The following is a 15481-nucleotide window of genomic DNA, read 5'->3' as shown; positions in this document are numbered from 1 at the left end:
ACTAACGAACCCGAACACCAAAACCTACGAGATAGTCTTGCCTTATCATTTTGAAACTAAGTTTGAGCTCTCCGCTGTTACTCACATTGTCGTACTGGGCCCTGTCTCTAAAGATATTTGTCTGTACCTGGCCAAAAATGCTTATGTGTTTTCCGAGCCTTCCTTCCAGTCCAATTGCCCCAAGAAGGCCGGGCAGAATAAGTGCTGGCTCAAAATTGTAGTAATCTTCCTTATAATAGCTGTCGTATTGAAAATACCGCCGTCTTCCAATACTCTCTGCGTACTGTATTGATCTAATAATCACACCCGCACGGACAAATGGTGTAATGCTACTTCTTGAGAAAAGTTCATAGTGAACCAATAGCGGGATTTTGATCATTTTCCCATTAATAGTCACTTCATTTACTGCCTCTCCAATGTTCCCGCCTCCGAGATTAACGGGAGTATCATATATAAAAGAATAGTCGAATTGCGAGAAGTTCATCCCCAATTCTATCATCAATCTTTCGCTAATTCTGGGAAGAAAAATACCGATCGCAAAACCGGTTTGATGCATAGTTCTTTCTACTGGCTCACTTCCTAAAATCGATTCATCTCCGTTTTCGTTGTCCGAATAATCGTATCGTAGTTGCATCTGGCCAAAATCGGTATAAACAGAAGGCGCCAGCCTGGCATGTTTTTTCTTGAAAACCACTTCGTTGTCCGATCCCCGGCAGGCATTATACTGCTTAGTCAGACTAATGAGTTTACCCCGATTGATATTAGTTTTCGATGGGGAGAGGTCAATCTCCCGGCAGTCCTGAAACAGGTAGTTTAGGATGCCAAGATGTACCAGATTGGCTTTAGTATTTGTATTGAAGCCGTTCTGATCTCTTGCCATTGGAGTGGCTTCTAACACGAGGTAAGAAAGCGTGTCCTTCTTGAAGAGGAAATGGTTCTTATATCTATATAACGATGTTTGTCCTACCACAAGTGCTTCTATGAACTTCATCGGGCGATCCGGATCTACTTGCGTAATGCTCTCTGAAATAAAAAAGTTAAGCCCCCCGATACTAAAGCCTTTTATCTCTTCTGGTTCATACTTTACCACTTGGTCCCCCTGGTCAGCCTTGAACTGGCACTGAGAGAAGTTGAGGTAAAAATCCTTCTCGTTGATCTTTCCTTTGATGGTATCTCCCGACAGAGTGACTATAAATCCATCAGTGAAGCTTTTTTGACTGAAAAGTGAAAATGACAGAATTGATAGGGCCAGGAATAGTTGTAGCTTTTTCATGTAACTTTCTATTGAAAGGCCAATAATAGCTATCATAAGATAATTTTTGCTTTGACTAGGCTGTTTTTTAGGCTTTCTTACACAATTTTTTTGCTGGCCACTTTCTGGTCGTGGACGGTGATGCCGGGTGTGAGGGGGCAGTGGTCGTGAGTGAAGACACGCCCGGAAAACCATTAAATTGTTGACGACCTGGAAAACTGTTATGCCAATTATTCAGATAAAGATGGTAATTGAGGCTCCGATCGACAGATGCTTTGACCTTTCGAGAAGTATAGACCTGCATAAAATATCCACCAGCCATACCGGCGAGGAAGCGATAGGAGGTGTGACGTCCGGTCTCATTGGGTTAAGTGAAACAGTGACCTGGAGGGCGAGGCACTTTGGCATCAGGCAAACGCTGACGACAAGAATCACTGAATTAGATTACCCAAATTTCTTTGTGGACAAGATGGTAAAGGGGGCTTTCAAGAGATTCCGTCATGAACACCACTTCAAAGACCTGGGTGGCAAAACGGAGATGCGGGACTATTTCGACTACGAGTCGCCACTAGGCATTTTAGGGAGAATGTTTGACTTCGTTGTCTTGAGGAAGTACATGCAAGACCTTTTGGAGCAACGAAATTTGGTGATCAAGGAATATGCGGAGTCGGATAAATGGAAAAAGGTACTTTCCGACCCCGAATGAGGGGAAACTAGTAATGTGGATGAATTATATTGTCATTTTTGAGTTAGTTAGGTAGATTAGGATATGCCAGAGATCAGTCGGTTTTATGGGGTTATTATAAGAATCTTCTTTAATGACCATAACCCGCCTCATTTTCACGTTGAATACCAGGATTATGAGGCGACCATAGACATCGAGAATGGAGTTGTGAAGGGTGAAATGCCCAGGCGAGCATTGAAACTTGTATACGAGTGGTTGGATTTACACAAAGATGAATTGATCGAAAATTGGGAACTTGCTCAGAATCAGGAGCCTTTAAAGAAAATTGAACCATTAAACTGACATTAAAATGTTAATGAAAGTAACTGGAGCCAAATATATAAACGCACATAAGATCGAATTTACCTTCAATGATGGAGTAAAAGGCGTAGTTGATCTATACGAAAGTTTTAAAGGGCCCGTATTTGAGCCTCTGAAGGATGTGGAAAACTTCAAAAAATTCCATTTGAACCGATGGACAATAGAATGGGAAAATGGAGCAGACCTGGCTCCGGAGTTTCTCTACGACCTTGCTATGAAGCAAAATACGAGATCGACTAAGTTGGCGTGATAAGTTGACACTAAAGTAAACGTTTCCTATCGACGCCATTTTCAAACCTAACTTATGACTACGGAGGTATGGCGTTGAGTAGCATTAGAAATTTGCCCCTCTATCAAAAGTCAGATTTGCCCCTTTTAGTAACACTCACTAACCCAAACCCCACCAAAAAGATAGCCGTCGTACTCAAAATGATGGTGAGGTTGGCATGGAAGGAGCTTTTGAAAGCCTGCCAACCTTCGGCTGTGAAGAACACGGGAGACAGGCTGAGCCACAAGATCACCACCACACCTACCACTACTCCGATGGCCGCATGCAGGCTTTTGGCCTTTTTGGAGATCACACCTAACAGGAAGAGGCCGAGGACACCTCCGCTGAAGACGGATGACAAGGCCCACCACGCATCGAGGGCGCTGGTGACGCCATTGAGGGCCAGGGCCACAAAAATGCTGGTGCCACCCATGGCAAAGGAGGCGGTGAGCAGCACCCGCATCGACTCTTTTTGGGAAGGGGTTCTGTTGAAGAACTTCTTATAGAAGTCGGACAGGATGACTGTGCCGGAGCTGTTGATGCTGGTGGAGACCGTGCTCATGCCCGCTGCAAAAATGGAGGCGATCAACAGTCCGGTTACGCCCGCTGGCAAGCCCGTGACGATGAAGTAGGGAAATATTTTATCACCTGCACCTTGCAGTTCGGTGGGTAGCAGGTCGGGCTGGGCCTGGTAGTAGGCGAACAGGGCCGTGCCGATAAAAAAGAAAAGCAGCGATACTGGCACATACAACAAGCTGCCCAGCCAGGTTGATTTCTCCGCTTCTTTTTGGGTGCGGGCACTGATGTAGCGCTGCACGTAGTTCTGGTCGATGCCGAAGTTTTGCAGATTGATAAACAGCCCGTAGACCAACAACAGCCAGAAAGTGGAGGTTGTAAAATCGAAGTCAAAGCTGCCCAGGCTAAACTTGTTGGCTTCGGAGGCAATGGTGAACACCTGGCCTGGTCCTTCGGGCATAGAAAACATGATGACGAGCAAGCTGACCAGCGCACCGCCAATGAGGATGATGCCCTGAATGGCGTCCGTCCAAACAACTGCTTCAAACCCACCAAGGCTTGCGTAAACAATCACACTGATACCTGTCACCACAATGATCAGGGGAATGCTCCAGCCCAGCAGGGCGTTCATGGGCAACGCCAGCAAATACATAATGGCACCCATACGGGCCAGCTGGGTCAAGAGGTAACAAATGGAAGCGTAGGTGCCAGCCCAGGGGCCAAAGCGTTGCTCCAGGTAAAAGTAAGCAGACTCGCTTTGCAACTTTCGATACAGAGGCACGAAATACTTCACAGCTACTATGGCTGCCAAAGGGATGGAAAGGCTGAAGACAAAGCCATTCCAGTTGCCCATGTAAGCATTGCCCGGCAACGCCAGAAAGCTGATGCTGCTCACGAAGGTTGCAAAGATGGACATGCCAATGGCCCAGGCCGGCAGTCGGCCACCACCCAGGGTGTAGTCTTCGGCGGTTCGTTTCCGAAAGGAAAACGAGATGCCGAAGCCGATGATCAGCAGCATGTAAAAGAAGAAGATGGCCAGGTCAATAATTGGCAAGTCCATGGTAAGTAGGTGTTAGTTGGGCGTTGGTATGGTTACAGTAAACCTCTTTTTTCAAGTGTTAATTTAAACTGTTCAATGATAGGCGTTACATGTTTTGTTTCAGCGGCGTCGAAGGCTGCCAGTGGCGGCGCCATGTGGCTGTGGCAAATGTTCATGAGCGACAATGCGGTTTTGATGCTCTTCAGGTAGCTGGAGCTGTACATGCCCACACCATAAAGGCTGTTGCTGATCTCCATCACTAGGGTCTGCAGACTGGTCACCGTGGCAAAGTCTTTTTGTGCGGCAGCCTCATATAGCTTTACGAACAGCTTTGGAAACATATTCGCTCCGCCACTTACCCCGCCATGGCCTCCCATCAGTACTGTTTGAGCCATCATTTCTTCGGGCCCTACCAGCAGCGTGAAGTCAGGTTTTGCACTCAGCGACTGAAACAGCGATTGGAAGTAGACCGAGTTGGCAGAGCTGTCTTTGAGTCCGATAATGTTTGTATGGTCAGAGAGTTTCACGGCCGTGTTTACTTCGATATGCACTTTGCACAGCCCTGGCATATTGTAGAGAAACAGGGGCAGTGTCAGGTTTCCGGCCAGCTTTTCGTAGTAATTGAAGAGCTCCTTTTGGTTCAGGTTGAAATAGTAGGGCGGTGCGGCTACTACTGCCGAGGCCCCGGCCGCATATGCTGTTTCCGCCAGACTGAAGCTCTCGACCAGAGCGGTATCGGTGATGCCCACCAGCACGGGCACTCTGCCGTTCGCTGCCCGGCAAGTTTCTTTTATCAGCTGATGCCGCACCGCATAGCTAAGGCTGGTCGATTCACCGGTGGATCCCAGGATAAACAACCCGCTGACTCCGCCCGCTATCAAATGCTCCACCACCTTGCCGTGCCCGGTCAGGTCGAGGCTCATGTCTTCAAGCAAAGGCGTCACCATGGGTGGGATGATGCCGGTGAGCGGTTGCTTCAATTTTTTGTTCCCAGTCATATAGTTGCTATCAAAAACTTATTTCAAAATGAATACCTGGTACCAGGCACCGTCAGCAGTTACCACCTTTCGGTTGTAAGCGAGCGTATGCCCGCTGTTTGACCAGTTGATATTTTCGAGGTCAGTACTGTCATAACTCCTTTCTGGTGACACCTTCGATGTTTCGCCTGTTTGAATATTGGTGAGGTACACCTCCTGGTTGTAGCCATAAGCCAGGTAAATGCCATCGGCACTTATGCTGAACGAGGTGTCAAGGGAAAAGCTATTTTGTGTGATTTGCCTGGCGTCGCCGCCGTTTGGTGAAACAGCATGCACTTGCACGAAGCCGCTATCATCTTTCATAGGGAAGAAAATCAGTGAGCCATCAGGCAGGCTGCGCAGCCATTGACGGGGGCCTTGTACGCCTGGATTTTTCCGGTCGGTGGTGTAGGTGACCCTTCTTTGCCTGACACCTGCCGGGGGAAAGGGCCTCGATGCGGCGGTGCCTTCCAAGGGCCTCTCCGGATCAGCGACGCTCAGGTCAACATCGAGATCGACAATGAATACTTCTGCCACCAGCTGACCATTGGCGTCTCTGGTGTCGCCCAAAAAAGCCAGGGCCTTTTCAATCCTGCTTCCGTCTGGTTTTAGATAGCCATTGGTGCCCACCCAACCTTCCTCATAGGCTTTTTCGATTTCATCACTTCCCGGCTTGGGGTTTTCAGTGGTTTCGCTCACGATCACTGAAAACACGTCGCCGCTAAAGCTTTCGGCTGTTTCATTTTTTACCGACACCGGCTCTTTATCGATCATGACCCCGATGTTTCGGAGGTCTTTTTTAGTGGAGTCTGTTTTGGACAGCACTGCGACGACGTCGTCGTTATAGGTAAAGCTAATCCATCGGCCGTCGCCACTGTAAGAGTGAGCGTGCGTACCGCCTCTCAGCGCTCCAGGAGTGAAGGGCGGAACTACGTCACGGGCGTCCTTTCTGGCTAGTTTGTTGTTGTTATCAAGGTCGACAGCCAGACCTGTGCGCCGGGTAATGCCGTAAGGTTTTGTGGTGTCGTGGTTGCTTAGGCCATGAATGAAAAGGACTTCATTTTGTTTCGGATTGAAAGCAACAGCACCCACTCCGGGGCCGAACGCATTGGCGTTCGGGGCACTATAGACTAGCTTTACTTCTCCATGGCCAATATTGACCATTTCAATTGAGGGGTTCAGCCCAATTTGGGAACCATCGTTTCTGTTGTCGTACACCAGCCATTGGTCGTCTGACGAAAAGGCTTGTCTTTGATTTAGATAATGGCCTTTGGCGTCGGAAGTAAGTTGGTATTCTTTCAGATTCATATTGATTACCGGTGTCTTGGGCGATCCGCAGGCGGCTAGCGTTAAAGCTACTCCCAGAAAATATAACCGGCTGCGTATCATGACTGTCATTTTTGTAAGGCTTACTTCTTCCTGAATTTCTTGATCGTGTGAAAGGTCAGAAAGTTGGCGTCGTGGCTTCTGTGTGCCCCTCCCAGTCCATCGTCGTAGGCCGTTCTCGACAGGAAAATGATGTCTTTACCGTCAAACTGCCAGTCGACATACTGAAAACCATGTTTCACAGGGTCTTCGTGTTGGAGGAGGACTTCTTTCAATGTCCAATCATGCAAATTGTCAGAACTGAAGAGCGCCTGGGTATTTCTTAAGCTGGCCGGGTTCTTCCCCCGGTTGGTTGCTTTTACTTTGTCGGGTATGTAGTTGGCAATGGCCCAGTATAATTGACTTTCTGGGTCAAACCGAATGGCGAACTTTTTACTCCCTCCGGGAAAATGAATAAAGCCAGTTGTTTCGTCAAATGTTGCCACTTTTCCGTCGTCACTAATCGAAATAAAAGCAGCTTTTTCTTCCAGCGTAGAGCGGTCGTCGACCCGTAGAACGTCCAATATTTTTCCTTCGGGCGACACAACGGCGTTGCCTTCCAGCCAGCCTCCAAAGTTGCCTTCGAGGTAGGTAGAGTCGTAGTACAGAGTATTGCTAAACGTCCAGTTGTCGGCTACCAGTGGGTCTTGTCCTACCGGGATTGACATCATAAAGGCACCATAGCGCTTGCCCCATTGTTTGATCGGGCCCATAGCGCTTTCCATGCCTTTCCACAGCCGGCCATTGTGTTCAACCACGGGAACGGGGGCATTGTGGTATTCGCCTTCCAGCAGCAGGCCGGTTTGGTTGTCGACCGGTTCGGTCCATGTGGTGCCGTTGTCGACCGATGTTCTGATGATGGTGTGGCCGTGGTGCCTGTCGGTGCCGATGAAATATAGCTTTCCCTCGCTCACAAAAAGCTTCGACCAAAAGGCACCGTGAATTTCGATCACAAATTTCCACGATTTCCCTTTGTTCGTTGACCGGTAAATCCGGGAATCCGCTTTTACATGCTCGTTGGAGTTGGGGCCAAAAAAGTCGTGAGACGCAAGGTAGTCACCATTTGGCAGCACGGTCAGGCTGGGGGAGCCGATGTATTTTCCCGATGAAGCGAGACTATGTGCGACAACAACGCCAGGCACCTTTGATAGATCAGGTGCCTGGGCTGTCGCCAAACTACATATGAAAACAAAGAGAAGTACTGTGCTAATTCGATGCATCTTGTGGTGTTGTTGGTGGTCGCAAACAAAAGGAAGGCTAGCTCTTACGAAGATCAGTCTTTAAAGAGATCAACCACTATCTGCTTTTGCCAATAAATTGTATGATTTTGCCATATTGGCGTTTTATATCTGGCAAAAAGTGGCAACTTTATACTTAATAGTTTGCTTGCACCACCTCACAGGCGGCAATCAATACATTATATATGAAGCCTCATTTTCACAAAGTACCCATTGGCGCTGAAGACTCGTTCAGCATCAGGCACGATAGCAGGCCCAACTTTGGTACGCTGTGGCACTACCATCCTGAGCTCGAGCTACACTATATCGTGAAAGGCGAGGGTACGCAATACATAGGCGACAATGTGAGCAACTTCGGTAGTGGCGACATGGTCTTTTTAGGGCAAAACCTGCCTCACACCTGGCGCTGCAAGGAAGAATATTTCACGGGAGATGAGCATATGCAGGTGGAAGCCTATGTACTGCACTTCCAGCCTACTTGCTTCGGAAAGGATTTCCTATCGTTGCCGGAAGCCTACCTTGTTCCGAGGCTTTTTGAGAAAGCGAAGAAGGGGCTTAAGATTCACGGGGAAAGCAAGGCGAAATTAATTGAGCTACTGGACGGTGCCGTTCATGCTGAAAGCCTTGATAGGGTGATTTACCTGCTATCCATTCTCAAAGTGCTATCAGAGACTGACGAATTCGAAACCATCGCACCAGCCTACGCCTTCAGCCACCTGTCCAACGAGTCAGAAATGGTGCGGCTGGAAAAAATTTACTCTTACGTGCTGGCGCACTACAAGGAGAAAATCACCCTGGAGGAGGTGGCTTCGCTGGCCAATCTGAGCCTCACCTCATTTTGCAGGTATTTCAAAACGATGACTAAGAAGACTTTTTCTGATTTCCTGACAGAAATACGAGTCTCCAATGTTTGCCGGGCGATTGTAGAGGACAAGCTGCCCACCGAGGTGATCTGCTTTGAGTGCGGCTTCAATAATGTCTCTAATTTTTACAGGCATTTTAAGAAAGTGACCGGCATGACGCCTTTTGAGTACCGGAAAAAGTACCTGTATGAAGCGTAAGCCACCAGCAATTTAGAGGAATTGAAAATGACATTTTATCGCCTGTGTTTCAGTTGAGTTTTTGTCGCTCCAGGAAACGCTTCATTTGCAAAAAAACTTGAGATATTAACAGTTGATCAGCCAAAATATACCGTATTCATGGCTGCATGCTCCGGTCATACCTAATCGCTGTGGAGAATCACTTTCATTTCGTAGCTTTTTAAAAGCACCCAATTGAAAGGTTAGCCTCATGTCGATCCCAAAAAATATTCTTCTAGGATTTGTCCTGGCGTTCATTGTCGTAGTGGCGATTGGAATTTACTCCTATACCTATTTCAAAAACTCTGTTCGCTTAGGGAATCAAGGAGCGGTGCTGAACGAGATAACAATAATGGCAAAAGAAGGAAAAGCAATGGTTGCGGATCTTGACCGGAATGTGCTTTCTTTTACACTTGCAGGAGACTCAACATTTAAAAATCATTTTGAAGGCAGGGCGGTATTGCTTCTTAATCAGATCGAGGCAGTACGGAAAATTTCCAGTGAATATCCGTCGTTTATGACCACCATAGACGCATTAAAAGATACAGCCACTGCCTTCGTCGATATGAGGAAGAGGCTTATGTTCAGTCATTCGAGCAGCAGTGGCTATAGCACATTTGCTGCTGATATGGAGGGTTCACTCAACGGTGTAATGTTATTGCTGACAAGATTAGAGGATCAGGCGTCCTCTTTTGAGAAATCGAGAACGGAAACACTTACCAGACATTTCTATCAATTTGTTTTTGTATTTGCCGGGCTGCTTGTTCTGGCCGTCATTTTGATTTTTGGCTTGCTCTATACTTCCAACACTACTATTAAGGCCAGAGAACTTTCTGAGCGACGGCTTCTGCAACGGAAAGAAGCCATTAAAGACCTGTACGAAAACGCTCCGTGCGGCTACCTCACAGTCAACCATGAGGGAATGGTTATAGCCTGTAATAAGACGTTGCTGCAACTGTTGGGATATAACAAAGCTGAAGTCATCGACGCAAAACATATCACAGCAATACTTCCATCATGGAACCAGTTGCTGGAAAATCATTTTAAAGAAGTAGAAGGTGAAGTGGATCCCAAAGAAGCTGAACCGGAGTTGGTTAAGAAGAATGGCGAGCGCCGTGTTGCACTGGCTTCTATTGCTGCAAGTGCATCAGGCCTTGATGAGTACATGCTAACGCTAGTTGACTATACCGAAAGACAGAAATTCAGGGATCAACTCATTCAAAACAATCTTGACCTTGAGGCATTCAGCCATTCGGTGTCTCACGACCTCAAAGCACCTTTGCGAGCAGTTAACAGCTACTCGGCTATGCTCAAAGAAGATTTCGGCACAGCGCTTAACGATGACGCTCAACATATGTTGGACACCATTGTGAGGAATGCAAAAAACATGACCCTGATGATCGAAGATTTACTTAGGCTGTCGAGAATGGGGCAAAAAGAGGTGATTGAGTCGGAGATCAACATGGAATCGATGGTTCGAAATGTTATCAAGGGGCAGGAAGCAGAGGCAGGAGAGAATAAGGTTACTATTAATGTACATGAGCTTGGCTCCTCAAAAGGGGACATTGGGCTGATAAAGCAGGTGTGGGTAAACCTGATTTCCAATGCGATTAAATATTCAGGTATGACGCAGCACCCTGAAGTAGAAATTGGTGTCTATAAAGAAAATAATGAAAGGGTATTTTATGTCAAAGACAATGGTTCTGGATTTGACATGCAATACTATGATAAACTCTTTGGCGTATTTCAGCGCCTGCATAGCAGAAAAGATTTCGAGGGAACTGGAGTTGGCCTGTCCATCGTAAAACGCATTATCGACAAACACCACGGTAGGGTTTGGGCCACCTCGGAAGTCAATAAAGGGGCCACTTTTTATTTTACTTTTTTAGGTGCCTGACCAAGCGAGCCAGCGGCCCTCCCATTTTGTGCTTTATGAATGGATAATAGATATAACCTGTATTTCTTCAAGACACAATATAATTTTCACTATATTTTAGTATATTAAAATTATATACGGGCACTTTTAAGACTGAATACGATCTCTCTAATCTCATTTTTTGGTATGCAGCTGGTAATAAAGGATTTAAGCAAGACTTATAGCGACAACACTCAGGCGCTTAAGAACATTAACCTCACAGTGTATCAGGGGATGTTCGGTTTACTCGGGCCAAATGGCGCAGGTAAGTCTACCTTGATGCGAATAATAGCCACGCTTCAGCATGCTGACTCCGGCACAATCACGTTGGGAGATATAGATGTGCTCCAGCAAAAGGAAACTGTTAGGCAAATACTTGGGTATCTGCCCCAGGAGTTTGGGCTCTATCCAAGAGTTTCTGCTGAGACACTACTTGACCATCTTGCCAGCCTTAAGGGCCTGGTCAATAGGAGTGAAAGGAAAGATGTGGTGGACGCAATGTTGCAGAGGACTAACCTATGGGAGGCTCGCAAGAGAAATCTTGGCGCATATTCAGGCGGTATGAAGCAAAGGTTTGGTATTGCTCAGGCACTCATTGCCAACCCGAAACTCATTATAGTTGATGAACCTACGGCAGGATTGGATCCTGCGGAGCGTAACCGAATTTTAAACTTATTGTCGGAAATAGGGGAAAGCACTATTGTGATACTATCAACACACATTGTTGACGACATCAACGAGTTGTGCACGCATGTAGGCATCATTAGCAATGGCACGTTGCTCTTTAAGGGCAGACCTATCGAAGCCATTGAAAGCATTCAAGGGAAAATTTGGAAAAAGAGAGTGTCGAAAGCAGAGCTGCTGGAGGCAAAGAATCATTTCAACGTGATTTCCGAAAGACTGCTTGCCGGCTCACCGCAGATCCATGTTTATAGTGACGAGAAACCGGATGAGCATTTTGAGGAAGTTGCGGTCGATCTGGAGGAGGTCTATTTTTCAAAAATTTTTGAAGAAGGCACTGTAGCTCAATCCCATTAAAAGCAATTTCATGAAACTGGAGATATTACTTTTCGAACTAAAATATCGAAGTAGAAGGCCGGCCACATACATCTATCTTTTGCTCAGCTTTGCCCTTTGCTTTCTGACTGTAGCCAGCCCCACCTTGTCAGTGCCGCCTTTGGTGGATCCAAATTCACCTTATATGCTGACCCTGTTACTGGTTGTGATAGGCTATGTGTTCACACTTATTAATTCTGCGGTTATTGGCGTGTCTATTATCAGAGATTTTGACCACCAGATGGAGCCACTTGTGTTTACCACGCCTGTTCGTAAGCTGGACTACCTGCTTGGCCGATTTGCGGGCTCGTTTGTTGTTCTGATACTCATAAGCCTGGCTGCTTTGCTGGGTGTAGCGTTAGCTTACTTTTTTGGGGAATTTATGCCCTGGGAGATCTCCTGGGTTGATAAAAGCCTGCAGCCTTTTCAACTTTGGCACTTCATCCAGCCGTATTTAGTATTTTATCTGCCCAACCTTTTTATTACTTCCGCCTTGTTTTTTCTCGGTGGGGCAATTGGCCGAAACACCATTTATATATACACACAAGGGATCATATTTATTGTACTCTATCAAATAAGCATCAGCTTTTTCAAGGACATGGAGTCCCGGCATATTGCTACTTTGATAGACCCACTGGGAGTGCAGGCATTTATTTACCAAACGCAATACTGGACGCCGTCCGAACAGAATGCCAACCTCGTGCCCCTCGATGGTTGGTTTCTTGCCAACAGGATTATGTGGTCGGTTGTGGCTTTGATTGCTCTGGCGGTAACCTACATGAAATTCTCTTTCACTACTTCTGAGGTCAAAAAAGCTAGAAAACCCATTTTCCAACCCGAAACCATCACCATATTTAAAGAGTCGCCGTTCCGCCGCCTGCCTGTGCTTCAGCGCACCACGGGCTTCGGTACGACCTTGAGACTGGTTGCGGACAGGTCAGTATTTTATTTCAATTTGATTCGAAAGGATACGGCGTTTTTGGCGATTGTGCTAAGTGGCCTTATGCTACTGGTTGTTAAGGCCATGACCATGAGTGAAATGTATGGATCCAGCTCTTATCCTACTACGGACTCGGTGCTTACTTTGCTAGGCTCATTCAATTTGTTTTTTCTGCTTATTGCCGTGGTGTACCCTGGAGACCTTATTTGGAAGGAGCGCCAGCTCAATATTGCAGGAATTACCGATTCACTGCCTGTGGCTGATTATCTGGATACCCTGTCCAAGTTTTTCGGGTTACTTCTTACTTATCTTGTTCTTCTGGCGGCGCTCAACCTGGGAGGTCTTGGGATTCAAGCTTCAAAGGGATACTTTGACTTTGAGTTTTCGGCATACATCGGGAAGCTCTACGGAGAAAACTTTGCTAACCTGGCGCTTATTACTATAGTGGCATTTTTTATTCAGGTAGTCGTCAACAACAAGCTTCTGGGTTATGTCGTCTGTATCGTTTTCTTTTTGCTCAATGGGAACCTCAGCAAATTAGGGGTAGAAAGTGGCTTGTATCAGTTTGCAGCTGGTTCGTTGGGCCCCTTTTCTGACATGAATAAATACGGCCACTTTGTTACTCTGTTTGCGTGGTTGAAGATTTACTGGCTAGGAATTGCAGGACTGTTTTTTATAATGGCTATTCTGTTCTCAATCAGGGGGAATGAAACCCATCCATGGGTGCGATACAAAGCTGGGTTAACAAAGATCTCAACACCCGTTCTGGTGACTTCAACGCTTTTGAGTATTTCTGTGGTTTTCAGCGCTGGCACCATCTACTACAATACCAACTTGATTAATGATTACGAAAGTGGCATTGAGCACAAGGAAATGCTGTCAGCTTATGTTAAGGAGTTGAAAAAGTATGAAAATGTGCCACAGCCAACCATTGTTGAAAATAGCCTTCACCTGGCACTATACCCGTCAACCAGAGAGTTTGTTGCCGAAGGATTCTATTACCTGAAGAACCTCCATATGGCACCGATTTCCGAGATTCACGTGTCACACCATCTGGCCAGGGATCTCCATGTATCCTATCTCCAGTTTGACCGTAAATCATACGCCGTCGACTCCATAGACGACCGCTTCAAATATGAAATCTACAGGCTGGAAGATGCGCTGCAGCCGGGAGACAGTTTAAAGATGTTGTTTAAGCTGAGCTACGTTACAGAAGGGTTTAGAGCCAATGACCAGAATACTGACCTGATCTTTAATGGAACTTTCATCGACAATGGATATTTCCCATCGCTGGGCTACCGGAGAGAGTTTGAAACTGCCGAAGCCCTCAAGGCCCTTCGTCAATCTGCCGGGAGCGACGATGATAACAGCAACAGCTACCACGGCAACAAGGCCCTTGTAGTGGAAAATCATCAGGTTAGGCTCAGTGTAATTGTTAGCACTGAGGCTGGGCAAACAGCTATCGCCCCAGGTGTGCTGGTGGATGCTTGGGAGGAGAACAATAGAAAATATTATAAATACCAGCCCATCAGGCCAGTACCTGCTGCCTACTCTATTGCTTCTGCCAGGTACGAAACAGCCAGAGATAAGTGGAACGATGTTAACCTTGAAATATACTATCATCCCAAGCACAGTTATAACCTCGAAAGAATGATGGAGGGGATGAAAGATGCGCTGTCTTTTTACAGTGAGATTTACGGCCCTTACCCCTTTGGCCAACTGAGAATCGTGGAATTTCCGAAATACTCCATGCACAAGGAGTCCTTTGCCGGCACCATTCCTTTTTCTGAAGGTCTGGGCTTTATACTTAAAATAGATGATCACACGGACGACCTTGACGTCTGTTACTATCAAACGGTGCATGAAGTAGCTCACCAGTGGTGGGATCCATTGACGTTGGTAGCACAAGAGCCTGACCGGCCCTTTCAAAAAGAAGGATTCGCACAATTCAGTGCACTGATGGCCATCAGGAATGAGTTTTCTGAGGAAACCGTTCGAAGGTTTCTCAAATACGATGTTGATCAGTACCTGTCCGGAAGAACCAAAGAAGGGGTCAGGGAGAATTCGCTTGATAATGCCACCCAGGGCCAGAGCTATATCTACTATAATAAGGCGGCGGTAGCATTCAACATACTGCAGGACTTCCTTGGGCCCGGAGCTGTTGCACAGTCTTTCGCTGCTTTGCTGGGGCGGTCAGCCGATAGCTCGGTACAGGTAAAGGACAATTTTGTGGATCAGATTAAGGAGCTTACACCTGACTCGCTACAGTACGTTATTACCGACGTCTTTGAGAGAGTTACCCTTTTCGATAACAAGGCAACATATGCCTTCTTTAAACGGCTGCCAGACGACAGGTATGAAGTATCTCTCACGTTTTCTTCGAAGAAATATCAAATGGACAGCCTTGGCAACGAAGTAAAGGTGCCATTGTACGACTGGGTGGATATTGGTGTTTATACAAAAAACAGCGATGGCAAAGTGGCACTTACCCATCTGGAAAAAGTACACATCAATTCTGAGGAAAATAAAATTAAAATAGTGGTCAACGAACTGCCGATAAAGGCAGGTGTCGACCCGCTTAACAAGTTCATCGACAAGAACGGAGCTGACAATGTCATTGGCACGTCGGAGTCGCAGATCACTTCGGGATTTTTTTTCTAGGGGATATAGGTTCGGGTAAATGTTAAAAGAAAAAAAGTCACTTCCGAAAGAGAGTGACTTTTTTGGACTGTGTTAAATTTGATTAATCCCT

At 46.5% G+C, this 15481-nt stretch carries 12 protein-coding genes; 7 read left to right on the top strand and 5 right to left on the bottom strand.

Going from position 1 to position 15481, the window contains the following annotated elements; genetic code table 11:
• Nucleotide 1: 1 nt before the first annotated feature.
• Nucleotides 2-1273, bottom strand: a complete 1272-nt coding sequence (locus tag AAC052_RS08880; protein ID WP_339812634.1) for a hypothetical protein — start codon at nt 1271-1273, stop codon at nt 2-4.
• Between the two features lie 181 nt (nt 1274-1454).
• On the opposite strand from AAC052_RS08880, the gene AAC052_RS08875 reads away from it, so the two are divergent.
• The 3 genes from AAC052_RS08875 to AAC052_RS08865 all read left to right on the top strand — a co-directional run bounded on the left by AAC052_RS08875 (nt 1455) and on the right by AAC052_RS08865 (nt 2547).
• On the top strand, nt 1455-1958 hold the full coding sequence (locus AAC052_RS08875) for an SRPBCC family protein (protein ID WP_339812632.1): 504 nt from the start codon (nt 1455-1457) through the stop codon (nt 1956-1958).
• 63 nt (nt 1959-2021) lie between these two features.
• Nucleotides 2022-2279, top strand: a complete 258-nt coding sequence (locus AAC052_RS08870; protein ID WP_339812630.1) for a DUF4160 domain-containing protein — start codon at nt 2022-2024, stop codon at nt 2277-2279.
• Nucleotides 2280-2286: 7 nt separating this feature from the next.
• Nucleotides 2287-2547 (top strand): DUF2442 domain-containing protein, encoded by a 261-nt coding sequence (locus AAC052_RS08865; protein ID WP_339812628.1) that lies wholly within the window; start codon nt 2287-2289, stop codon nt 2545-2547.
• A 103-nt stretch (nt 2548-2650) separates the two neighbouring features.
• On the opposite strand, the gene AAC052_RS08860 is transcribed toward AAC052_RS08865, so the two are convergent.
• From AAC052_RS08860 to AAC052_RS08845, 4 genes are read right to left on the bottom strand one after another with little or no spacing between them, the layout of a single operon-like run.
• Nucleotides 2651-4141: a sodium:solute symporter gene (locus AAC052_RS08860; protein WP_339812627.1), complete on the bottom strand. Its 1491-nt coding sequence runs from the start codon at nt 4139-4141 to the stop codon at nt 2651-2653.
• 32 nt (nt 4142-4173) lie between these two features.
• The gene (locus tag AAC052_RS08855; RefSeq protein ID WP_339812626.1) at nt 4174-5100 is read right to left on the bottom strand and encodes a dihydrodipicolinate synthase family protein; all 927 of its coding nucleotides are present in this window, start codon (nt 5098-5100) and stop codon (nt 4174-4176) included.
• Between the two features lie 36 nt (nt 5101-5136).
• Complete coding sequence (locus AAC052_RS08850; RefSeq protein WP_339812623.1) at nt 5137-6534, bottom strand: DUF3748 domain-containing protein; 1398 nt, start codon at nt 6532-6534, stop codon at nt 5137-5139.
• A gap of 11 nt (nt 6535-6545) precedes the next feature.
• Nucleotides 6546-7721, bottom strand: coding sequence for a sialidase family protein (locus AAC052_RS08845; protein WP_339812620.1), 1176 nt, complete (start codon nt 7719-7721; stop codon nt 6546-6548).
• 203 nt (nt 7722-7924) lie between these two features.
• Here AAC052_RS08845 and AAC052_RS08840 point away from each other — a divergent pair, with 203 nt between their 5' ends.
• From AAC052_RS08840 to AAC052_RS08825, 4 genes are all read left to right on the top strand, one after another.
• Complete coding sequence (locus AAC052_RS08840; RefSeq protein ID WP_339812619.1) at nt 7925-8800, top strand: AraC family transcriptional regulator; 876 nt, start codon at nt 7925-7927, stop codon at nt 8798-8800.
• A 229-nt stretch (nt 8801-9029) separates the two neighbouring features.
• Nucleotides 9030-10715 (top strand): ATP-binding protein, encoded by a 1686-nt coding sequence (locus tag AAC052_RS08835; protein ID WP_339812616.1) that lies wholly within the window; start codon nt 9030-9032, stop codon nt 10713-10715.
• A gap of 165 nt (nt 10716-10880) precedes the next feature.
• Nucleotides 10881-11771 carry an ABC transporter ATP-binding protein gene (locus AAC052_RS08830; protein ID WP_339812614.1) on the top strand — a complete coding sequence of 297 codons (891 nt, stop codon included), beginning with the start codon at nt 10881-10883 and terminating at the stop codon, nt 11769-11771.
• 10 nt (nt 11772-11781) lie between these two features.
• Nucleotides 11782-15390, top strand: a complete 3609-nt coding sequence (locus AAC052_RS08825) for a M1 family aminopeptidase (RefSeq protein ID WP_339812612.1) — start codon at nt 11782-11784, stop codon at nt 15388-15390.
• Nucleotides 15391-15481 lie beyond the last annotated feature (91 nt).

Origin of the sequence: uncultured Imperialibacter sp., from assembly GCF_963974565.1 — a bacterium.
Classification (GTDB): Bacteria; Bacteroidota; Bacteroidia; order Cytophagales; family Cyclobacteriaceae; genus Imperialibacter; species Imperialibacter roseus.
This window is presented reverse-complemented; position numbering and strand designations above follow the sequence as displayed.

Bases quoted from the DNA above. Each gene is read 5' to 3' on its own strand.
- AAC052_RS08880 (WP_339812634.1), bottom strand. From the start codon at position 1,273: ATGAAAAAGCTACAACTATTCCTGGCCCTATCAATTCTGTCATTTTCA.
- AAC052_RS08870 (WP_339812630.1), top strand. From the start codon at position 2,022: ATGCCAGAGATCAGTCGGTTTTATGGGGTTATTATAAGAATCTTCTTT.
- AAC052_RS08865 (WP_339812628.1), top strand. From the start codon at position 2,287: ATGTTAATGAAAGTAACTGGAGCCAAATATATAAACGCACATAAGATC.
- AAC052_RS08860 (WP_339812627.1), bottom strand. From the start codon at position 4,141: ATGGACTTGCCAATTATTGACCTGGCCATCTTCTTCTTTTACATGCTG.
- AAC052_RS08850 (WP_339812623.1), bottom strand. From the start codon at position 6,534: ATGACAGTCATGATACGCAGCCGGTTATATTTTCTGGGAGTAGCTTTA.
- AAC052_RS08845 (WP_339812620.1), bottom strand. From the start codon at position 7,721: ATGCATCGAATTAGCACAGTACTTCTCTTTGTTTTCATATGTAGTTTG.
- AAC052_RS08840 (WP_339812619.1), top strand. From the start codon at position 7,925: ATGAAGCCTCATTTTCACAAAGTACCCATTGGCGCTGAAGACTCGTTC.
- AAC052_RS08835 (WP_339812616.1), top strand. From the start codon at position 9,030: ATGTCGATCCCAAAAAATATTCTTCTAGGATTTGTCCTGGCGTTCATT.
- AAC052_RS08830 (WP_339812614.1), top strand. From the start codon at position 10,881: ATGCAGCTGGTAATAAAGGATTTAAGCAAGACTTATAGCGACAACACT.
- AAC052_RS08825 (WP_339812612.1), top strand. From the start codon at position 11,782: ATGAAACTGGAGATATTACTTTTCGAACTAAAATATCGAAGTAGAAGG.